The organism is Hyunsoonleella jejuensis, assembly GCF_900111025.1.
Classification (GTDB): Bacteria; Bacteroidota; Bacteroidia; order Flavobacteriales; family Flavobacteriaceae; genus Jejuia; species Jejuia jejuensis.
This window is the reverse complement of sequence record NZ_FOFN01000002.1, coordinates 175,650-197,252: the sequence shown is the minus strand read 5'-3', so window position 1 is coordinate 197,252 and position 21,603 is coordinate 175,650. Positions and strand designations below refer to the sequence as shown.

The 21,603-nt window shown below is 34.8% G+C and carries 16 protein-coding genes; 6 read left to right on the top strand and 10 right to left on the bottom strand.

Annotated features, from left to right (window positions below; genetic code table 11):
• Positions 1–161 precede the first annotated feature (161 nt).
• Together BMY39_RS07585 and bshA are read left to right on the top strand one after the other, a co-directional pair.
• Positions 162–3,074, top strand: coding sequence for a serine hydrolase domain-containing protein (locus tag BMY39_RS07585; protein ID WP_092578221.1), 2,913 nt, complete (start codon positions 162–164; stop codon positions 3,072–3,074).
• A 97-nt stretch (positions 3,075–3,171) separates the two neighbouring features.
• Positions 3,172–4,308 (top strand): N-acetyl-alpha-D-glucosaminyl L-malate synthase BshA, encoded by a 1,137-nt coding sequence (gene bshA, locus BMY39_RS07580; protein WP_092578219.1) that lies wholly within the window; start codon positions 3,172–3,174, stop codon positions 4,306–4,308.
• A gap of 22 nt (positions 4,309–4,330) precedes the next feature.
• On the opposite strand, the gene thrC is transcribed toward bshA, so the two are convergent.
• From thrC to thrA, 3 genes are all read right to left on the bottom strand, one after another.
• Positions 4,331–5,623: a threonine synthase gene (gene thrC, locus BMY39_RS07575; RefSeq protein WP_092578217.1), complete on the bottom strand. Its 1,293-nt coding sequence runs from the start codon at positions 5,621–5,623 to the stop codon at positions 4,331–4,333.
• A gap of 107 nt (positions 5,624–5,730) precedes the next feature.
• Entirely contained in the window at positions 5,731–6,654 is a 924-nt protein-coding gene (locus BMY39_RS07570) for a homoserine kinase (RefSeq protein ID WP_092579152.1), read from the bottom strand.
• Between the two features lie 97 nt (positions 6,655–6,751).
• The gene (thrA, locus tag BMY39_RS07565; protein ID WP_092578215.1) at positions 6,752–9,196 is read right to left on the bottom strand and encodes a bifunctional aspartate kinase/homoserine dehydrogenase I; all 2,445 of its coding nucleotides are present in this window, start codon (positions 9,194–9,196) and stop codon (positions 6,752–6,754) included.
• 334 nt (positions 9,197–9,530) lie between these two features.
• Here thrA and BMY39_RS07560 point away from each other — a divergent pair, with 334 nt between their 5' ends.
• The gene (locus tag BMY39_RS07560; RefSeq protein WP_092578213.1) at positions 9,531–11,102 is read left to right on the top strand and encodes an NAD(P)H-hydrate dehydratase; all 1,572 of its coding nucleotides are present in this window, start codon (positions 9,531–9,533) and stop codon (positions 11,100–11,102) included.
• Positions 11,103–11,221: 119 nt separating this feature from the next.
• On the opposite strand, the gene BMY39_RS07555 is transcribed toward BMY39_RS07560, so the two are convergent.
• The 6 genes from BMY39_RS07555 to BMY39_RS07530 form a co-directional block, all read right to left on the bottom strand.
• A complete protein-coding gene (locus BMY39_RS07555; RefSeq protein ID WP_092578211.1) occupies positions 11,222–12,598 on the bottom strand; it encodes a TlpA family protein disulfide reductase in 1,377 nt (458 codons plus the stop codon).
• Between the two features lie 88 nt (positions 12,599–12,686).
• The gene (locus BMY39_RS07550; RefSeq protein ID WP_092578210.1) at positions 12,687–13,541 is read right to left on the bottom strand and encodes a substrate-binding domain-containing protein; all 855 of its coding nucleotides are present in this window, start codon (positions 13,539–13,541) and stop codon (positions 12,687–12,689) included.
• An 11-nt stretch (positions 13,542–13,552) separates the two neighbouring features.
• Entirely contained in the window at positions 13,553–14,419 is an 867-nt protein-coding gene (locus tag BMY39_RS07545; RefSeq protein WP_092578208.1) for a nucleoside phosphorylase, read from the bottom strand.
• The gene (locus BMY39_RS07540; RefSeq protein ID WP_092578206.1) at positions 14,409–15,353 is read right to left on the bottom strand and encodes a DUF1835 domain-containing protein; all 945 of its coding nucleotides are present in this window, start codon (positions 15,351–15,353) and stop codon (positions 14,409–14,411) included. The genes BMY39_RS07545 and BMY39_RS07540 overlap by 11 nt, the downstream gene beginning before the upstream one ends.
• Before the next feature lie 3 nt (positions 15,354–15,356).
• Entirely contained in the window at positions 15,357–15,686 is a 330-nt protein-coding gene (locus tag BMY39_RS07535; RefSeq protein WP_092578204.1) for a translation initiation factor, read from the bottom strand.
• Between the two features lie 77 nt (positions 15,687–15,763).
• Positions 15,764–16,714, bottom strand: coding sequence for an isopenicillin N synthase family dioxygenase (locus BMY39_RS07530; RefSeq protein ID WP_092578202.1), 951 nt, complete (start codon positions 16,712–16,714; stop codon positions 15,764–15,766).
• Positions 16,715–16,861: 147 nt separating this feature from the next.
• Between BMY39_RS07530 and BMY39_RS07525 the strand changes: the two genes are divergently transcribed.
• Positions 16,862–18,850, top strand: a complete 1,989-nt coding sequence (locus tag BMY39_RS07525) for an alpha-ketoacid dehydrogenase subunit alpha/beta (RefSeq protein ID WP_245738238.1) — start codon at positions 16,862–16,864, stop codon at positions 18,848–18,850.
• 174 nt (positions 18,851–19,024) lie between these two features.
• Positions 19,025–19,438 (top strand): 3D domain-containing protein, encoded by a 414-nt coding sequence (locus tag BMY39_RS07520; protein ID WP_177176566.1) that lies wholly within the window; start codon positions 19,025–19,027, stop codon positions 19,436–19,438.
• Positions 19,439–19,772: 334 nt separating this feature from the next.
• On the opposite strand, the gene BMY39_RS07515 is transcribed toward BMY39_RS07520, so the two are convergent.
• Positions 19,773–20,162 carry an ExbD/TolR family protein gene (locus BMY39_RS07515; protein ID WP_245738210.1) on the bottom strand — a complete coding sequence of 130 codons (390 nt, stop codon included), beginning with the start codon at positions 20,160–20,162 and terminating at the stop codon, positions 19,773–19,775.
• Positions 20,163–20,928: 766 nt separating this feature from the next.
• On the opposite strand from BMY39_RS07515, the gene BMY39_RS07510 reads away from it, so the two are divergent.
• Positions 20,929–21,603 (top strand): hypothetical protein, encoded by a 675-nt coding sequence (locus tag BMY39_RS07510; protein WP_092578199.1) that lies wholly within the window; start codon positions 20,929–20,931, stop codon positions 21,601–21,603.

Below are 21,603 nucleotides of genomic sequence, written 5' to 3'. Positions count from 1 at the left end.
AACTAAAGTAAAAGTTGGGTCAAAGAAGGAACAGTTAAATCGGATGTTCACAGATTAGTTTTAAAACTATCATAAAGTGTTTTCCTCTTTTTTTTAAAAGTGTTATTTTGGCATGATTATTAGTCACTAGTTAACTAATTGATTTGCTTAATTAATCCCCTATGCGCCATTTCTTATATATCCTATTGTTTACTTGTGCTTTAATAAGTGGACAAAACAATATAAACCCACTACAATCTGAAGACCTAGAAGCCCAAATAAAATGGGTAGATAGTGTTTATAATTCCATGACACTCAAAGAACGCGTGGGACAGCTATACATGGTTCAAGTGATGTCTAATCAAAATTCGGTTATAAAGAATAGGGTGATTAAGTTGATACGAGAAAATCATATAGGAGGTATTATTTATTCTAATGGAGGTCCAAAACGTCAAGCAAGTTTAAATAACGAATTACAAGCTATATCTAACCTGCCAATGCTTATTGGTATGGATGCAGAATGGGGCTTAAGCATGCGTTTAGACTCAACTTATGCTTTTCCATACAATATGGCTTTAGGTGCTATTCAAGACAACAAATTGGTAGAACAGACTGGGAGAAAAATAGGGGAACATTGCAAACGCTTAGGTGTTCATTTCAATTTTGCTCCAGTTGTTGATATTAATACAAATCCCAAAAATCCAATAATTGGCAATCGTTCTTTTGGAGAAGATAGAGATAATGTCACAGAAAAAGCTTTGGCTTTTATGGAAGGTATGCAAAGGGCTGGTGTTTTGGCTAATGCTAAACATTTTCCAGGTCATGGCGATACCGAAGCAGATTCACATCACACTTTACCTACCATAAGTTTTGATGCGAAACGTATAGATTCCGTAGAGTTGTATCCTTACAAAAAACTTATAAGTAAGGGGCTATCCAGTGTTATGGTAGCACATTTAAACGTACCGAGTTTAGAATCTCGCGAAGGCTTCCCTTCTTCATTATCAAAACATATAGTTACAGATATTTTAAAAGATTCTTTAGGCTTTAAAGGTCTTATATTTACAGATGCCTTAACTATGAAAGGTGCTTCGAATTTTAGTGATACGGGCGATATAGATTTGGCTGCCTTTAAAGCAGGGAACGATGTGATGCTGATGTCTGAAGATGTAGAAATAGGTGTTGATAAAATCATGGATGCATACAATAATGGCGAAGTTACAGAAGAACGTTTAGCACATTCTGTTAAAAAGATTTTAATGGCGAAGTATAAGGTGGGGCTAAATAATTACGAGCCGATTGGTTTATATAATTTAGATAAGGATTTGAATCGTTTAGAAGATGATGTACTTTATGAAGAATTGTTGGAAAATGCAATTACTGTAGTGAAGAACCAAAGTAACTTAGTACCATTAAAACAATTAGAAACGAAAACCTTGGCGTATGTTGCTTTAGGTGATGACAGTGGCAGTCATTTTTATAATGAATTAAAAAAATATACAAAAGTCCATAGGATTGAAGCAGGTAAGCTTGATGAACTTATGAAAAAACTTCAATCGTACAATACGGTTATAATTGGATTTCATCGTTCAGATGAAAATCCATGGAAATCGTATAAGTTTTCAAGCGAGGAATTGGTTTGGCTTCACGAAATTGCCCGTACCCATGATGTTATTTTAGATGTTTTTGTAAAGCCTTACGCATTAAATGATTTGAAAAGTATTGAAAATATTGAAAGTATTGTGGTAAGCTATCAAAATAGTAAAATTTCACAGCAAAAATCTGCCCAACTTTTATTTGGAGCTATTGCTTCTAAAGGAAAACTACCGGTGTCTGTTGGTGAGTTTTTTAAAGCAGGAGAAGGTTTAGAAATTAATAGTTTAAAGCGCTTGGGGTATACACTTCCTGAACGTGTAGGTATGAGTTCTGAAAAATTGAAACGTGTTGATTCTATAGCAAAAGTAGCGGTTGACTCTATGATGACACCGGGTATTCAGTTGCTTATTGCTAGAAAAGGCAAAGTAATTTATAATAAGAACTTTGGAAAACACACCTACGAAGGCAAACAAAAAGTGTCTTTTGATGATATTTACGATGTAGCCTCACTTACCAAAATCCTAGCCACATTACCATTACTTATGGAGATGGAAGAAAAGGGTTTGGTGTCACTTAATAGCCCACTGTCTGAATTATTGCCAGAATATAAAGGCTCAAATAAAGCAGATATTACCATAAAACAAATGTTGTCGCACTATGCACGTTTACGGCCTTGGGAACCATTTTATTATCACACTTTAGACAGTGTCACTAAACGCCCTAGCGGAAAATACTATAAAACAAAACGTAGTAAAGGTTATAACGTTGAAGTTGCCAAAAATTTATATTTAAGAACTGATTATCAGGATTCTATTCAAAAGATAATTCGCGAGTCAGAGCTTTTAGACCGTTTACGCTATCGTTACAGTGACTTTCCTTATTATATTTTAAAGAAATTTATTGAGAAGCATTACGACAAAAGATTGGATGAGTTAGTGCAAACACATTTTTATCAATCTTTAGGCGCAAATTATACCATGTATAATCCCAATCGAAAAATAAGCAATCAACATATTGTGCCTACTGAGGTTGACGACTATTACCGCTACCAAAAAATACAAGGTTACGTGCACGATATGGGAGCAGCAATGCAGAATGGTATTGGTGGTCATGCAGGTATATTCAGTAATGCCAACGACGTTGCCAAAATTATGCAAATGTATCTGCAAAAAGGGTTTTATGGAGGAAAACGGTATCTGAGTCCTAATACTATTGATAAGTTTAATACCTGTTACTATTGTGAAAAAGATAATAGGAGAGGCGTAGGTTTTGATAAACCACAATTAGATGAAGAAGGTCCAACTTGCGGTTGTATTTCAATGACTAGTTTTGGGCACTCAGGATTCACAGGAACCTATGCTTGGGCAGATCCGGAAGAAGAAATTGTTTATGTGTTTTTAGCAAATAGAACGTATCCAAATGCTGGAAAAAATCTATTGCTTAGGAAAAATATTAGAACAGAAATTCAGCGCTTTATTTATGAAGCAATTGAAGATTGATAAATTAAAGTACTTAAAGTTTTAAGTTATACGCGTTTAAAGTTTAGTATCAACTAAGCTTTGGCACATGTAACTTAATACACTTAAAACAAAATATATGAAAATAGGAATTGTTTGTTATCCAACATTTGGCGGTAGTGGTGTTGTGGCAACAGAATTAGGTTTAGAACTTTCTAAACGTGGTCATGAAATTCATTTCATAACCTATAATCAACCGGTTAGACTAGAACTGTTAAGCAATCATGTGCATTATCATGAAGTAAATGTTCCTGAGTATCCGTTATTTCATTATCAGCCTTATGAACTAGCACTGTCTAGTAAATTGGTAGATATGGTTAAGTTACATAAAATTGAGATTTTACATGTGCATTACGCTATTCCTCATGCGTATGCGGCTTATATGGCTAAAAAAATGTTACAGGAAGAGGGTATTCATTTACCAATAGTTACAACGCTTCATGGTACAGATATTACCCTAGTGGGAAGTCACCCGTTCTACAAGCCCGCAGTAACCTTTAGTATTAATAAATCTGATGCGGTGACTGCTGTGTCACAAAGTTTGAAAGAAGATACACTACGCTTATTTGACATTAAGAACAATATTCATGTGGTTCCTAATTTTATAGATTTAGATAAATATAATCATAGTTTTACCGATTGCCAAAGAGGTATGATGGCAGAAGATGACGAAAAAATTATTACACATATTAGTAATTTGCGACCTGTAAAACGTGTTCAAGATGTTATCAAGGTGTTTTACGGTATCCAGAAGGAAATGCCTGCAAAATTGATGTTTATAGGCGAGGGGCCTGAAAAAGAAAATATAGAGAACCAATGTCGGGATTTAGGAATTTTGGATAAGGTAATTTTCTTTGGAAGAAGTAACGAAATTGATAAAATTCTATGTTTTAGCGACTTGTTTTTATTGCCATCGCAGACCGAAAGCTTTGGTTTGGCCGCTTTAGAGGCTATGGCCTCGGGTGTGGCCGTTATTTCAAGTAATACAGGCGGTATTCCTGAGGTTAACACTCATGGTGTTTCTGGTTATTTAAGTGATGTAGGCGATATTGATGATATGATTAAAAACGCACTTTACATCCTAGGGGATGAAAAACGTTTAAAATCATTTAAGCATAACGCTAGAACAGAAGCTTTGAGATTTGATTTGCATGCAATAGTACCTCAATATGAAGCTATCTACCAAGATACATTGTCCAAATGTCTGGTGTTATAGTTTATAGTTCTGTTATGGCGTTCTAGTGTAATAGGAAACGCTTCAAATCCTCGTATGCCGAAATTTTAGTAGCAACTTTCTCTTTACCCATAACGGATTGAATTTGTTCTGGTAGCGCTTGTTTCTCTTCAATAACCGCTTCAACTACGTCTAAAAACTTAGTAGGGTGTGCAGTTTCTAGAAATACACAATGTGCATTGGTATTTTCCTCTAAATAGGCTTTACATCCTAAATAGCCTACAGCGCCATGTGGATCTGCTACATAATCAAAATCGTTATACATTTCTAACATAGCATCTTTTGTTTCTTCATCTGTAAAACTATACGACGATATGTTCTCTTTTAGTGTCTCAAACTTGTTTTTGTAAATTTCCTGAATACGAATAAAGTTGCTTGGTGCCCCAACATCCATAGCATTACTAATGGTTTGTATGGACGGTTTTGGCTCATAAAGTTGAGATATTAAATAACGCGTTACAACATTATTTTCATTATTTGATGCTACAAAATGCTTAATGGGAAGCCCTAATTGTTGTGCCATCATACCTGCACAAATGTTGCCAAAATTACCGCTAGGAACCGAAAATACAATATTATCATAATCGTTATGTAGCTGTTTGTAAGCAAACATAAAATAGAATAATTGCGGTAACCAACGTGCCACATTTATGGAGTTCGCAGAAGTTAATTGCATTTGTTTAGTTAAAGCTTCATCTAAAAATGCCGTTTTTACCATGGCCTGACAATCATCAAACGTACCATTTACTTCGAGCGCTGTTATATTTTGCCCTAATGTGGTCAATTGTTTTTCTTGTATATCGCTCACTTTTCCGCTAGGATAAAGTATAACCACCTTAACACCTTTTACTCCTAAAAATCCATTAGCCACAGCGCCACCAGTATCTCCAGAGGTTGCAACTAATACGGTAACCTCCTTGTCATTATCCTGATTAAAATACCCTAAGCATCGTGCCATAAATCGCGCACCAACGTCCTTAAAAGCCATGGTTGGCCCATGAAATAACTCTAGCGTGGAAATGCTATCATTTAGTTTTACAATTGGAAAATCGAAAGACAACGTCTCTTCCACAATCGTCTTTAATTGTGCTTCGGGGATTTCAGGACTTATAAATTGTTTAATAGCTTCAAATGCTATTTCAGGGTATGAAAGGCTATCAATATTTTCAAAAAAAGCTTTAGGTAAAGGCGTAATATGTTCTGGGAAATATAAGCCTTTATCTGGTGCTAAACCTTTTATTACTGCATTTTTAAATGTTGATTTAGGTGCTTTTTTATTTAGTGAATAGTAATTCATGTGTTGTTATTTCTGTAGAAGAAGACATTTAATTTTAAATACATTGAAATTTTTGAGATTGGTCGTCCCGAGAACTATTAGAAGGCCTCAAGGAGATTTATCTAAACCTAAGTAATAATCTTTACGCCTTCAGTATTAATTTTTGAAACATGTATATCGTAATCTATTACTAAATCTGAATATACATTTTCCATAGTTTTCTTTACGTTGTTTGCAGTATCCAAACCTTTGCTTAATGCAAAAATGGAAGGTCCAGAACCAGAAATGCCACAGCCTAAAGCGCCAACATCTAGAGTGGCACTCTTAACTTCGGCAAATAGTGGAATTAATTTGCTCCTATGGGGCTCTATAATAATATCTTTTAACGATCTTTTTATTAGTTCGTAATTGCTGGTATGGAGTGCATGTACAAAACTTCCTAAGTTTGCCCATTGTGTAATGGCATCACTTAAATCTACTTGTTTTGGTAATGCGCCTCGAGACTCAGAGGTTTTTATTTCTATTTGCGGATGAATAATGGTAGCGAACAAATCCTTTGGTGTTGGTATTTCTAAAACCTCTAATGGTGATACACTCTTTACTAATGTAAATCCTCCAAAAAGGGCAGGGGCTAGATTGTCCGCATGCTCACATTTACTTGCAATGGCTTCACCTTTAATTGCAAATTCTGTTAATTGAGTTTTGTTAAACGGCCTTCCTATAAGTTCATTCATACCAAAAACACTTCCTACTGCGCTTGCTGCGCTACTGCCAATGCCACTTCCTGGTTTTATGTTTTTATAAATTTCAATTTCAAAACCAAAATCTACATTAAGCGTATCGTACATTGCTAAAGCGGAAACCCCAGCAACATTTAATTTTACTTCCAAAGGCAAATCAAACCCTTCAATATGAGATATGTAAATGCCTTTCTTGTCAATTTTGCGAATCACCATCTCATCGCCAACATTGTCCAAACAAAAGCCCATAACATCAAAACCACAGGATACATTTGCCACGGTAGCTGGAGAAAATATTCTTATTTCGTTCATCTTATTTATTAAATAGTTTTCGGCGGCACTTGAGCAAGATATAGCACTATTTTTGTGTAATTCCATTTTTATTTATCAAAGTTACCTTAGACCAAATTTAATTGTTTCCTAATCTGATAATATCTGCAAATAAACCAGAGGCGGTAACATCGGCACCAGCACCAGCGCCTTTAATAATCATAGGTTGCTGCGAATAGCGTTCAGTATAAAACATCACAATATTATCGCTTCCTTTTAAATTGTAAAACGGATGACCTTCAGGAATTTCCTGTAAACTCACACTGGCTTTTCCTTTATCTAATTTAGCTACATATTTTAGTTGACAGTTATTTGCCTTAGCCGAAGCATATAACTTTTGGTAGTGTGCTTCGTCATCAATTAGGGTTTTATAAAAATCATCAACAGAGCCACTTTCTATCCCTGCTTTGGATAAAAATGGAATATTCTCTATATCTTCTAAATCCATCTCTAAACCACTTTCCCTAGCCAAAATTAAAATTTTTCTTGCAACATCAACACCGCTTAAATCAATTCTCGGATCTGGTTCGGTATAGCCCTCTGCAGCAGCCTGTTTTACAATATCATAAAACTTTGTTGAATCATCGAAGTTATTAAAAACAAAATTTAAACTACCTGATAATACGGCTTGAATTGATGTTACCTTATCGCCTGAAGCCATTAAATTACCTAAAGTGTCAATTATTGGTAAACCTGCGCCCACATTGGTTTCAAATAAAAATGGCGCATTGTATTTTAAAGATAATCGCTTCAGTTCTTTGTAATTATCAAATGCACTAGAGCAGGCAATTTTATTACATGCCACAATCGCAATGCTTTCTCTTAAATAGTTTTCGTAAAAATTAGTAACCTCCTTATTTGCGGTAACATCCACAAATATGCTGTTGCGTAGGTTTAACGCTTTGGCCTTTTCAAAAAAACCATTTAAAGACGCCTTTTCTCCGTTGGCTAATTGAGCCTTCCACTGTTTTAAATTAATACCATCTTCATCAAAAATCATAGTTCTGGAGTTAGACAATCCAGCCACCCGAAGGTTTATTTTAAGATTTTCCTTGAGATATTTTTTCTGTTGTTTTATTTGTTCTACCAAGCGCTCACCAACATTGCCTACGCCAGTAATAAATACATTTAACTGTTTTGTGATACTTTCAAAAAATGTTTCATGCAGCGTATTCAACGCCTTCTTCACATCGCCTTCTTCAATAACAATAGAGATATTTCGTTCTGAAGCACCTTGGGCGATAGCCCTAATATTGATATTGTTTTTTCCTAAAGATGAAAACATTTTGCCGCTTATCCCTTGATGATTTTTCATGTTATCACCAACAAGTGCGACAATAGATAAACCAGTTTCAACAATTAAGGGTTCAATTTTATGAAGCGCAATTTCGTTTACAAATGTAATGTCTATTGCGGTTTTAGCAATTTCTACGTCCTTGGCTTCAATACCTAAACAAATAGAATGTTCTGAAGATGCTTGCGTAATTAAAATTACATTTATTTTTTCGTTGGAAAGGGTTTCAAACAAACGTTTTGAGAACCCAGGAATACCCACCATACCACTGCCCTGAAGCGTCAACAATGCAATATTTGAAATATTGCTGATGCCTTTTACAGGAGAACTAGTGCCACTGGCATCCTTAGAAATAATGGTGCCAATAGCTTCGGGCACCATGGTGTTTTTAATGTGAATAGGTATGTCTAAATCTAAAACTGGTTGTACAGTTGGCGGATATAGAACTTTAGCACCGAAATGCGATAGCTCCATGGCTTCTCGATACGAAATGGTTTGGATTGGGCGTGCTTGCTTTACTAATTTTGGATTGGTAGTAAACATGCCGCTAACGTCTGTCCAAATTTCTAATTGTTCTACTTTTAACGCGGCGGCAACAATTGCAGCAGTAAAATCCGAACCTCCACGTCCAAGAGTAGTTTGCTCTCCAAGTGCTGAATTAGCAATAAATCCAGGTAGAATAGTGATGCTTTCTTCAGCAGTTTTAAAATATTCTTTAAGATTAGTATTTGTAACGCTGTAATCTACTTCAGCTTTTGTAAAATTAGAGTTCGTTACAATAAGTTCTTGAGTATTTTTTCTTTTTGCTAAAAGCCTTCTGTTTTTCATGGTTTCGGCAATAATAAAAGAGGAAAGCAACTCGCCAAAACTTACTAATTTATCAGAGGTCTTTGGAGAGATTTCATTAATTAAAAAAATACCGTCCAGCAAACTATTTAGTGCATTTAGCTTATCTTCCGCATAAGCTAAAATTGCTGCATTGTTATCGGGATTTAATTTCTTTATAATGGAAAAATGCGTATCCTTTATACCTTTTAAGGTATCTTTAAAACTGTTGTCCTTCGCTTGCGCCTGCTGACCTGCAAGCAATAATTTATCAGTTATACCACCAATTGCTGATACCACACAAATTACTTTGCTGTCTTTTGCGTAAGCATCTAAAATGTCAATAACCTTATTTATATTTTTTGAGGAACCTACCGAAGTTCCTCCGAATTTTAAAACTTTCATTTTCTAATGAATTGAAATTTAAACGTAAAATTTGAAAAGATGTAATTGTAAAAATTACACGAAAAGCCTGAAAAATATATAACTAGTAACCCCAAAGGGTTGTGGTATTTGTAGTTGTAGCAAAAATAGAAGCAGCACTTGTAGAAAGTGCATTGAAATTTATATTTTGGCCTAAATGAATCATTTTCGTGATATAAACACATCAAAAGTATTATTTTTAACCTAATAAAAAAACAAAAACTATTTTTTTGCAATATTCTTATAATCACCAATTTTTCGTTTAAAATAATCGACTATAAGTGGCAGGAATTGAAAAATCAATAATACAGTTTTTATGAAAATATTTTCTAGAGAGCAGATTTATTTAGGTGATAAGTTAACGGCAGAACGACAAAATATTACTTCAACAGAATTAATGGAGCGTGCAGGCACCCAAATTTTTAATTGGATGCACATGCGTATGCAAGGGGCCCAAGTACCAGTGCATGTGTTTTGTGGTATTGGCAATAACGGAGGAGATGGTTTGGTTTTGGCTCGCCATTTAGTTACGCACGGTTATAATGTACACACATACGTGGTGAACTATAGCGATAAACGTTCTAAAGATTTTTTGATTAATTACGATAGAATTAAAAATACCACTAAAAAATGGCCAAGGCTTTTAAAATGTGCAGAGGATTTTCCAGAGATTCATCCTAACGACATTATCGTTGATGCTGTATTTGGTATTGGCTTAAATAGACCAGTGGACGATTGGGTAAAACAATTATTCCAGCATTTTAAAACCACAAAGGCCTTTACAATGTCTGTAGATATTCCCTCGGGACTATACACAGACAAAGCTGTTGAAGACCCAGAAGCTGTTGTTTATGCTGGTTTTACGTTAAGTTTTGCCTCGCCTAAGTTGGTGTTTTTCCTACCTGAAACAGCTAAATACACCGTGCAATGGGAAATTTTAGATATTGGCTTAGATCCAGAATACTTGTACACCACAGAAACTGAAGTACAACTCATTGCTAAGCACGAAGTGTTACCAAATTACAAGGCTCGAGATAAATTTTCACATAAAGGTCAATTTGGTCATGCATTGATTATTGGTGGGAGCTACGGAAAAATTGGAGCAGTTACCCTAACCAGTAGAGCGGCGTTATCCGCAGGTGCTGGCTTGGTCTCTGCTTATGTGCCAAAATGCGGTTATATGCCTTTACAAGCATCGTTTCCTGAAGCTATGGTGATTACAGATAATGATGAAGAAAAAATTACTGCTATAAATTTCGAAATAGAACCAACAGTTATTGGCTTTGGAATTGGAGCGGGAACTGATAAACAAACTATTACAGCTTTTGAAAATTTCTTAAAAGATAACAAGGTACCTCTGGTAATTGATGCTGATGGTTTGAATATACTAGCTAAAAAGAAAGCATTGTTGAAACTGTTGCCCGAAAACACTATTTTAACGCCACATCCTAAAGAATTAGAACGTTTGATAGGGGCGTGGAAAGATGATTTTGATAAGCTAGATAAGGTTAAAGCATTTTCAAAGAAGTATGGGCTAATTGTTGTGATAAAAGGTGCAAACACCATTACTGTTTTTAATGAAAAACTTTATATAAACACTACAGGAAACCCGGGGCTGGCAACAGCTGGTAGTGGTGATGTACTTACTGGAATCATTACAGGACTGATAGCTCAAGGTTACCATCCTTCTGTAGCTGCCATTTTTGGTGTGTATTTACATGGTAAATCTGCTGATATCGCGGTTGAAGATTTTGGGTATCAAAGTTTAATTGCAAGTCATGTAATAGAATATTTAGGTGAGGCATTTATCGATTTATTTAAGCAACCCGAGCAACTAACAGAACATGCAAAGGAGACGGAGCAACAGCAAAAAGAGCAGCAAAATTAATGAACTTACATTTCCATCTCATCGCTCTATTACAATATGGAACCATATTTACTTCCTAAAAAAAGGTATAAAAAAACCCCTCTAAACTAAGGGGTTTTTATGGTTTGAACTTTCTTATATTAAATATTCAATGCTTTAAATAAATCTGTCAAAGCTGGATTTGAAGGTCTTGGTGCATTAGCATCTACAATATTTCCTTCAGGATCAATAAGGATAAATCTTGGAATACCTTGAATCTCATAGTCTTTAACGAATTTGGAGCTCCAGTCGTTATCGGCAAATAATTGAATGCCACCTAATTCCTTTTCGTTTACCATGTTTTTCCATTTTTCAAAATCTTTTTCCTTATCGATGGAAACACTAACAAATTGTATGTTTTTATCGTGATAATCTTCTTCAACCTTTTTTAACGAAGGTATTTCCTTAATACATGGCCCGCACCAAGTAGCCCACACATCTATGTAAACATATTTACCTTTTAATTCTTCTAAAGACGTTGTGCCTCCTGCATGATTTCTATAATCTACAAATTCTGGAGATGGTTTCCCTTTTGACAACCCTGCAAGCTTATCATAACGTTTTTTGATTATGGCATTATTCTTTTCGTTAGTTGAATTTTCAGAATACAGTGTGTAAAACGCATCAATATCCTTTGTATAGCTCATGCTATTATTTGCAAAAACAAATAATAAATTATTCTTTAATTTTTCGTTTGGAATATCACTTAATGTTTTTAGAAACGCAATATCTATTTCGATAGAATCTTGTTTAGCTAGTTTATCTGCTTCTTCTCTAAAATGACTAGTAACCAAGACCTTATAGTTTTCTGAGAAAAAATAATCATCTTCATTGAGGTAATCTAGACCTTCCAACTCTTTTAAAAAATCATCGGAAGCTTTAAAGCTTTGGTTTTTAGTTACATATTGATGATATCTTTCATACTCACTTAATCTTGCCAAATAATTATAATTTAAATCTCTTTTTTCTAAAGCTTTAAAATCATCAGGTATATTTTCAAAAGTATTCAATAAGCTATCACTAGATTTTTTTATAGTTTGGAACTTAGCTTTAAAATCTGCTTCATCGAGTAAGTAGGCATCATAACGATTTCCCAATAACGCCTTTTCATTTTTATTTTTTGCCAATAAATATGAATTAACTACAGCACCTTCACCAGAAAATGTAATTGTGTTTTCAAAATCCTTAGCATCATAATTAACATTAACATTATAACCAGGTTCTACATAAATAAACACAGGATTTGTACCATCAAAAATCACATACGAATTTTTGTCAGTGCTAAGCGTATCTGTAAAACTGCCATCAGCAGCAACATCTAAAGGTTCACTGAAGGTACGGTCAAAACTATTAATGGTTACAACACCGTTTTTATTTGTTATTTTTCCAGAGATCACTGCGTAATCTATGGTAGGCTCTTCTTTTTTATTGCAAGCAAAACAAAGCGTAATACTTAGAGCAATTAGAATTTTTTTCATGTTTAGGTTTTTAATTTTTACGAAAATATATATTTGAAATAATTCTAGGAATTAATTAACATTAGTTTAAAACAAAACGTATAATACGTTACAGCTTATGGATTAAATACTGGTAATCAACTACTTTTGGTATAATATCTAGAGCTTTAAGTTGATTTTGAACATTAATTATAGTGGGTTCATCTAATAATTCTTGAGACCATTCTGTAATTGCCAGCCAATCTTGTACATCTTCTAGTTGTTGTTCATACCGGTTAGCAATCATTCTGTCTATACTCGGGATATCCTTAAACTCTGAAGTTGTAGCATTTATAATACTTAAAATTGTTTTTAAATCATCCTCATGCTCTTCAATAAATTCCTCTCTAACCGCAATAACAAAACAAGGCCATGGTGAGGGACAATTGCCGATACGCCTAAAAATACCATCATCTACAATAGGTTTAGTGGTATACTTTTCCCATAGAAAATAATCGGCATCACCATTGGTTAGTCCTTCAACGGCACCTTTCAGATTTTGTATAACTTCAAAATTTAAATCGTTCTCTAAATTCCAATTATTATTCTGTGCATTAATGTATGCCATTAGATGAGAGCCCGAACCATATCTGCTAATTGCCGCCTTTGTGCCTTTTAGGTCTGCAACGGTTTTATAATTTGAGTTATGGGCGACATGAATACCCCAAATTAGCGGTGTTTGTACAAAGGTTTGCACAATCTTGCTTGGGTTTCCTGCAATAATATCTTTTACAATACCTTCTGTTAAAATTACGGCAATATCAATATCACCATTGCGCAGTCCTTTACACATAGCGCCCGTACCGCCATAATAATCCTGCCAACGTAAATTGATGCCTTGGTTCTTGTATTCGCCATTTTTAAGCGTTAAGTACCAGGCTAAGTTAAAATGTTCTGGCACACCGCCTATATTTACTTTTTTCATTTAAATTCTATCTAATAAATCCTACCTAAAGTGTAGGCAATTAAACGTTCTACAGCTTGCCTAGGGTTTTTACTAAAGCTACAGTTTGGTCTGTTTGCAATTATAGCATTTAACGAAATAGCATTATGCCCTAAAAGTTGTGATAAACCATATATTGCAGAGGTTTCCATTTCAAAATTGGTAACTCTTAAGCCGTTAAAATTAAAGCTATCCATTTTTTTGTTTAACATAGGGTCGCTTATCGCCAACCTTAAAACACGACCCTGAGGGCCATAAAACCCATTTGCCGTAGCGGTAAGTCCTTCAAAAGTTTGAGCACTTTTAAATTTAGAAATTAATGCTTCAGAGCCTTTAATAACAATAGGTTTGCCTTTGTTGGCTTCCCAATTCGTATGGGCAATAAAGGCATCTTCTATATTTGGGTTTGAAATTGATTCAGTTTGGTATGCATGTAGCATTCCGCTTAATTCTAGACCGTAAGCCCCAATTACAAAGGAATCTATTGGGATTTCTGGTTGTAATGCCCCAGAAGTACCTATTCTAATAAAGTTTAGACTTCTTAATTCCTTTTTGATTTTTCTAGTTTCGAAATCGATATTAACCAACGCATCAAGTTCATTTATAACTATATCTATATTGTCTGTTCCAATACCGGTTGATATAACTGATATTTTTTTTCCATGAATGGTACCAGTATGTGTTTTAAATTCTCGTTTTTGAGTTTTTAATTCAATCTTTTCAAAATGCTTAGAGACTAAGTCTACGCGATCTTGATCACCAACAAAAATAATGTTATCTGCAACGTCTCCTGGTTTTAGATTAAGATGGTAAATACTCCCATCAGGATTTAAAATAAGTTCAGATTCCTTAATCGGCATATAATGGAGACTTTATAAGTTTGTTTTCTGCTTTACTGAATTGGAAGTCTAGTTTTTTAACACCTCCAAAAGTCATATTATTTTTAAAGTCTTTTGCTACATTTCGCTGGCCAAGTAAGGCTTCATGGCCTTTTCGGCTTAGTTGTACGTTATTTTCGTTAACTATATAAAACGGACTCAAATTGTTTATAATTCGCTCTAACTGTAAATCGTTATAACCGTAAAAACCTTGATAATTTAAGGCATAACCCAGTAAATGATGCTTAGATTTTATATCTTGTTCTTTTATAATAGTTAAAATATTGGCTTCTAATACATTTAACCCAGTTATAGAATCTGGGAAACGCTCTAAATGTGCCTTTAAGCAGTTGCTCATATATTTAAATGATGAGGTTTTTACTATGTAAGGCTTAAAAAGGTTGTGGTCAATTCCACAGTAAATACGCCATAGTGTTGTTGCTAAGTCTAAATCTTCATCACTAAGTCTTACTTTGTTTTTATAATGTGCCATTAATTGACTGGAACTTAATTCCGCCAATCCTTTCAATTCTTTACTACCAGAAACTCTACCGCTACATACCAAATATGTTGGTAATTTTATGTCTTTCTGTCTCAGCAAATTTATTACTGCTAGCATATTAATGTGGCAAAAAAGGTCGTATTCAAACCAAAGAACAACTTTTGTATATCTTTCACTAGCATTATCCAGTTGGGTTAATGCGAAATCAATTTTGCTTAAATCGAGATCTATGTTGTAGAATTTCTTTAAAAATTCACCTCTTTTCGCAATGAGTTCATCGGTATGAATCATTTCTTGAATAGGCCCTTCACAAAGCATTTCCTGCCATGTAACAATTTCACCTTCAATCTGTAACTCACTTAAGTACGACGTTAAGATACCCCCATTTGTAATATGTAGAATTTTTTCACCCATAATTTATCCGCCAACGCGCTTAACAGTAAAACCTTTATCTTTTAATATTTGCATGATTTTATCCCTGTAATCGCCTTGTATTATAATTTTATCATCTTTAAAACTTCCGCCAACACTAAGCTTTCTCTTAATTTCTTTTGCCAAAGTTTTAAAATCTTCTGTAGCTCCTGTATAACCCTCCAATATGGTTGTTGGTTTTCCTTTTCGTTTTTCGTACTTACAAATAATGGGGTCGTCTTGCATCCAGATATCTGAGGTTTCATTAGTATCTTCTGTATTTTCTTCTGGCTCGTGATCTGGAAAGAGATTCTTTAATTGGTCTTGTAAATCCATTACTTCAGTATTCAGTCGTAGTGTTCGGTCGCAGTATTCCAGTAAATTCAACTGTAAACTGAGACTGAAACTCGAAACTATTTTTTAATCAGTCCTAATTCAATTAAGCGTTCGGTTAGAAATTCACCTGCAGTAATATCTTCAAACAGCTTTGGGTTATCCTCATCAATACAATTTTCTAAAACATCAAGTTTCATATCGCTAACGGGATGCATAAAGAAAGGAATGGAATACCTCGAAGTTCCCCAAAGTTCTTTTGGAGGGTTTACCACACGATGTATTGTAGATTTTAGTTTGTTATTGGTATGCCTTGATAGCATATCACCAACATTTATCATAAGTTCATCAGGTTGTGCAATGGCATCAATCCATGCTCCTTTGTGGTTTTGAACTTGTAATCCACGACCTTGTGCTCCCATTAAAAGCGTAATTAAATTAATATCACCATGAGCCGCAGCGCGAACAGCTTCTTTAGGTTCTTCTTTAATGGGCGGGTAGTGGATAGGTCGTAAAATGGAATTTCCATTTTCTATATAATTATCAAAATAGGTTTCTTTTAAACCCAGATGTAAAGCCAATGCGCGTAACACATATTTAGCTGTTTTTTCAAGCATTTTGTAGGTTTGTTTTCCAATTTCGTTGAATTTTGGAAGTTCCTTAACTAAAACGTTATCCGGATAGCCGTATTTTTCTTTTTCATTGGCATCAACATACTGTCCAAAATGCCAAAATTCCTTTAAATCACCTTCTTTTTTACCCTTAGCACTTTCTTTTCCGAAGGATACATAACCACGCTGACCGGCAATTTCGGGAATCTCGTATTTCTGCTTTACTTCAAGTGGTAAATCAAAAAAGTTTTTTACTTCACTGTAAAGATTGTTTACTAAAGCATCATCCAAAAAATGACCCTTTAGTGCCACAAAACCAATATCTTCATATGCCTTTCCAATGGCATTTACAAAAGCCTGTTTTCTATTGGGGTCTCCTGAAATAAAATCGCGTAAATCTACGCTTGGTATGCTGTTCATAGGATAAATAATCTAATGTAATAGCCACAAATGTACAAAAACATTCAATGGGTTTATTATTGAAATATATTCATTTTTTTAATAAATAATATCAAATTCAAGTATATTTGATAGTGAAATAAGTGCTTTTTTATGAAAACTTCAAAAATGCAACCAAATCTTCACTATGACTCTCATGGGTTAGATATTGATGTTTTAAAGCAACTTTACACCAATATGCTGAGGCCTCGACTCATCGAGGAGAAAATGTTAGTGCTATTACGCCAAGGAAAAATAAGCAAGTGGTTTTCGGGAATTGGACAAGAAGCCATTGCTGTAGGTGTTACAATGGCCTTAAAACAAGATGAATATATATTGCCTATGCACCGCAATCTTGGTGTGTTTACTACTAGGAATATCCCGTTATACAGATTATTTGCACAATGGCAAGGTAAAGCCTCTGGTTTTACAAAGGGAAGAGATCGTTCGTTTCATTTTGGAACACAGCACTATAAGATCGTTGGAATGATTTCGCATTTAGGGCCACAACTGGGTGTGGCAGATGGCATTGCCTTAGCTTCAAAACTGAAAGATAAAAATCAAGTTACGGCAGTGTTTACAGGTGAGGGCGGCACAAGTGAAGGTGATTTTCATGAAGCGCTAAACGTAGCGTCCGTATGGCAATTGCCTGTTTTGTTTTGTGTTGAGAACAATGGTTATGGTTTATCTACACCAACATCTGAGCAGTATAATTGTGAAAATTTAGCCGATAGAGGTTTAGGGTATGGCATAGAATCGCATATTATTAATGGTAATAACATTATTGAAGTTTATATTAAAGTTAATGATATAGCTGAAAGCATTCGCAATAATCCGCGCCCTGTGTTGATTGAATTCAAAACTTTTAGAATGCGCGGACATGAAGAGGCGAGTGGTACAAAGTATGTTCCGCAAGAACTTCTGGATAGTTGGGCTAAGAAAGACCCCATAGAAAACTTTCAAAGTTATTTAAAGGATGAAGGTATTATTGATGAAGCTTTTGAAGTGGACATAAAAACCAAAATTGTTAATGAGTTAAATGAACATTTAGATGTTGCTTTTAATGAAGATAGCATATCATCGTCAGAAACAAATGAGTTAAATGACGTTTACAAAACATTTGATTATAAGGAGGTTAAGTCTAATTCCGAATCTCAAGAGGTTAGATTTGTTGATGCGATTTCTGAAGGGTTAAAACAAAGTATGGAGCAGCACGATGATCTTGTAATTATGGGGCAAGATGTAGCAGAATATGGTGGTGTTTTTAAAATAACAGAAGGTTTTATAGAACAGTTTGGTAAAGCTCGTGTAAGAAATACACCGATATGTGAATCTGCAATCGTTGAGACTGCCATGGGTTTATCTATAGCAGGCATGAAAAGCGTTATGGAAATGCAGTTTGCCGATTTTGTATCGTCTGGATTTAATCCCATAGTCAATTATTTGGCGAAGTCACATTATCGTTGGGGGCAAGCGGCAGATGTAGTGATACGTATGCCTTGTGGCGGTGGTGTTGGTGCAGGTCCGTTTCACTCGCAAACTAACGAAGCTTGGTTTACGAAAACACCCGGTTTAAAAGTGGTATACCCAGCATTTCCTTATGATGCAAAAGGCTTGTTGAATACAGCAATAAATGACCCTAATCCTGTCTTGTTCTTCGAACATAAAGGCTTATATAGAAGTGTGCGGCAAGATGTGCCGACCGATTATTATACATTACCATTTGGAAAAGCGAGTTTAATCAAACCGGGTAATACCATATCAATTATTAGTTACGGTGCCGGTGTGCATTGGGCATTGGAAACTTTAGAGAAACATCCTGATATTTCAGCTGATGTTATTGATTTAAGAACCCTAGAGCCTTTAGATGCGGAAACAATTTATGCCTCTGTAAAGAAAACAGGAAAAGCGATTATTCTTCAGGAAGATTCTTTATTTGGCGGTATAGCCAGTGATATTTCAGCATTGATTATGGAGCAATGTTTTGAGTATTTAGATGCGCCTGTAAAACGTGTGGCGAGTATAGAAACGCCGATACCGTTTGCTAAAGATTTGGAAGACCAATATTTGCCTAAAGAACGATTTGAAACTGAGTTGTTGGCGTTGTTGGCGTATTAGGTATTTTGATTTTTACAAGAATACTGAAAGTTTGTGATGAGAATTTGCATTAGCAGATAGTGGCGTTAGGGATTGCAGTGGAAAGCCCACAGCGCAGCGAGGACTTGGAACGTAAAGCCCGACCCCACTTCGGGAGCCTCAGCGACCAATTGGGGTAACGCCAAAAAATAATATATGAGAACAATTCTAAAATACTTATGCATTTTATGTCTTGCAGCTGTATTTAGTTGTAAAAATTCTGCAGAGGATATACCCGATTCTTATAATTGGCACTCGCGAATGGTTACTGCTACGGCATATAATTCGTTAGCGTATCAAACGGATGGCGACCCTAATATCACTGCTTTTGGGGATACTTTACAACCAGGACTTAAATATATTGCGGTGTCTAGAGATTTGTTGGCACTGGGTTTAAAACATAATACACCCGTAATCATTGAGGGATTAGAGGGTATTTATTTAGTGAAAGATAAAATGCATTCACGTTGGCGAAACCGTATTGATGTTTATATGGGCATTGATGTAAAAGCTGCTAAAATTTGGGGCAGGCAGCGTGTTTGTATCGATTACGGTATTCCAATAGACTAAGAGTCTATTTAAGATTTCGTCAATTATTTTTTTGCGCCTCTTTTTGCGCATTATTTCGTTGAAACTTTGAAACGTAACATCGCTATGCTTAAAAATTTTGCCTCATACTGCATCAAAAATAGCCTACAAAAATTCTAATCACAAAAACTTAAATATACTCTAATGATTACCTGGTTTCTGCTTCAGAAAGAATAAACGGATAAGCGTTTTTTAGTTGCTGTAACTCATCTTCGGTTAACTTGTCGATTGGTTTTTTTAAAACAGACTCGCAGTAGGTTTTTCGCAATTCAAAATACGCTTTTGTAAGTTCGTCTTGAACTTCAATAAATTGATTCTAATTGGTATTTCGGTCTGATCTTAATGAAATTACAGCTTTTGAAGGATTATCTGAAGCTGTTTCAATTTTACCGCCATTACAATAGGTGCAACTACCGTCTCCATTAGTATCAATAAAGGCTTTTGCAAGGTCTTTTACTTCAGAAACTGAAACAATAGCATCGTCTACCATAACTTCATTTTTTGCGTTGATGACGATTTTTAATATGTTTCTATCTGGGATAAGGATATTGCAATCTTCTTCTGGAAGACACTCTTTTGGAAGTTTACGATAAATCCCCTGGTCTTTGGGAATTACTGCTGTTACTAGGAAAAAGATTAATAATAAAAATGCGATGTCTGCCATAGGCCCCGCATTTACTTCTGGGCGTTCTTTTGTTCGTCTCATGATTTAAGTGTTATTGTTAATGTTCAGTTAAGAAACAAAAACGATACCATAAATCAAGAGTGTTTTACTAGCGCATCTGATGATGTAGTCGAGCCCAAGATGTTTGATTACTTGGGAAACTTAAGATGCGCTTATTGGAAAATAAATTTTCTTCCGTAATACCCTTAAGGTGTTTTGATATTTTGATAACTGTTCGCATTTTGATTGATGATGTTTAGTTTTATAAGGATTCCTCCATATTACTACCGAAGTTTTTTGTTAAGGAAGTTTAAGACGTTATATTATCTATAACGTCTCTTGCTGTTCCAAGTATTGGTTTTCGATCCGTTTAATGATTCTGTTACTTGATTTGTGTTTAAAGTTCTCATAATGATGTTTTTTTGATTGATGAATTAAATAATGGAATAAAAGTTACGATTATCTATAACGTCTTTTGCTATTCCATACGTTAGACTTACTACTGTTTAATGTTTCCGTGATTTGGTTACTGTTTAAAGTTCTCATAATTGTTGTTTTTTAATTGATGTATATAGAATAGACGAGCATAAATCATTTTTGTTACAGTACTATGTATAACAAAGTAATAAATTAACAGTTTTTAACAGATTTTAGTGTTTTTAGAAAGGAGAGAAGGGGTGTTGAGACTATTTAGGTATAGTTATTGTTAAATAGTTATAAAATAAGAGGCATGTATACCAGGTTTTAAGATAAAAAAATATCTTTGGAGCATGTTTCTGAATACTTAAACCTTTAAGTTAAAGGATATATGAGAATTATAATTACTTGTTTTTTAGTCTTTGCTTTTACGGCTATCGGTAACGCACAAATAGATTCTAAAAAGAAATCTGGTGCGATTATACCTGCTATTGAAGCGCCAAAAGATTCCACGGATAGTAAAAAGATTTCTCCTGAAAAACCTAAACAGAATGATCAATTTAGTGGTGTTAAGTCTCCAAAAGTAGTTGGGAAATTAGAATTACCTAAAAGGGAATTCTCCATGTTTCCTCAAGAGGAATTTGGTAATCCTGGAGAATTATATACCAAGAAACTTGATAAAATTGAAAAAACATTACTTCCCGAAGGTCATGGCGAAAATTCTGGTTTAAAAGAAGATGCCTATTGGGGTGATTATAGAACTACTGCAAAATCTATACGGATAATGTATAGAGATTACTCTGCCATCGATGGTGATTTATTACGTGTTTATGTAAATGGCGATATAATACAACCAAGAGCTTATTTAACGCAAGGGTTTAGCGGATTTAAACTTGATTTAAAAGAGGGCTTTAACGAAATTGTATTTCAAGCTCTTAATACTGGGGCTTCTGGACCAAATACCGCAGAATATCGTATTGTGGACGAGAATGACAACAGAATTTCTAATAAGGTATGGGCACTAGCTACAGGCGTTAAGGTTACTGTTGTAATAATTAAGGAGTGA

Excerpts from the sequence above, each read along its gene's own strand:
- BMY39_RS07525 (WP_245738238.1), top strand. The coding sequence starts at position 16,862 with ATGCAACCAAATCTTCACTATGACTCTCATGGGTTAGATATTGATGTT.
- thrA (WP_092578215.1), bottom strand. The coding sequence starts at position 9,196 with ATGAAAGTTTTAAAATTCGGAGGAACTTCGGTAGGTTCCTCAAAAAAT.
- BMY39_RS07530 (WP_092578202.1), bottom strand. The coding sequence starts at position 16,714 with ATGAACAGCATACCAAGCGTAGATTTACGCGATTTTATTTCAGGAGAC.
- BMY39_RS07535 (WP_092578204.1), bottom strand. The coding sequence starts at position 15,686 with ATGGATTTACAAGACCAATTAAAGAATCTCTTTCCAGATCACGAGCCA.
- BMY39_RS07515 (WP_245738210.1), bottom strand. The coding sequence starts at position 20,162 with ATGAGACGAACAAAAGAACGCCCAGAAGTAAATGCGGGGCCTATGGCA.
- BMY39_RS07540 (WP_092578206.1), bottom strand. The coding sequence starts at position 15,353 with ATGGGTGAAAAAATTCTACATATTACAAATGGGGGTATCTTAACGTCG.
- BMY39_RS07510 (WP_092578199.1), top strand. The coding sequence starts at position 20,929 with ATGAGAATTATAATTACTTGTTTTTTAGTCTTTGCTTTTACGGCTATC.
- BMY39_RS07545 (WP_092578208.1), bottom strand. The coding sequence starts at position 14,419 with ATGCCGATTAAGGAATCTGAACTTATTTTAAATCCTGATGGGAGTATT.
- BMY39_RS07550 (WP_092578210.1), bottom strand. The coding sequence starts at position 13,541 with ATGAAAAAAGTAAATATAGGCGGTGTGCCAGAACATTTTAACTTAGCC.
- thrC (WP_092578217.1), bottom strand. The coding sequence starts at position 5,623 with ATGAATTACTATTCACTAAATAAAAAAGCACCTAAATCAACATTTAAA.
- BMY39_RS07585 (WP_092578221.1), top strand. The coding sequence starts at position 162 with ATGCGCCATTTCTTATATATCCTATTGTTTACTTGTGCTTTAATAAGT.
- BMY39_RS07560 (WP_092578213.1), top strand. The coding sequence starts at position 9,531 with ATGAAAATATTTTCTAGAGAGCAGATTTATTTAGGTGATAAGTTAACG.
- BMY39_RS07570 (WP_092579152.1), bottom strand. The coding sequence starts at position 6,654 with ATGAACGAAATAAGAATATTTTCTCCAGCTACCGTGGCAAATGTATCC.
- BMY39_RS07520 (WP_177176566.1), top strand. The coding sequence starts at position 19,025 with ATGAGAACAATTCTAAAATACTTATGCATTTTATGTCTTGCAGCTGTA.
- bshA (WP_092578219.1), top strand. The coding sequence starts at position 3,172 with ATGAAAATAGGAATTGTTTGTTATCCAACATTTGGCGGTAGTGGTGTT.
- BMY39_RS07555 (WP_092578211.1), bottom strand. The coding sequence starts at position 12,598 with ATGAAAAAAATTCTAATTGCTCTAAGTATTACGCTTTGTTTTGCTTGC.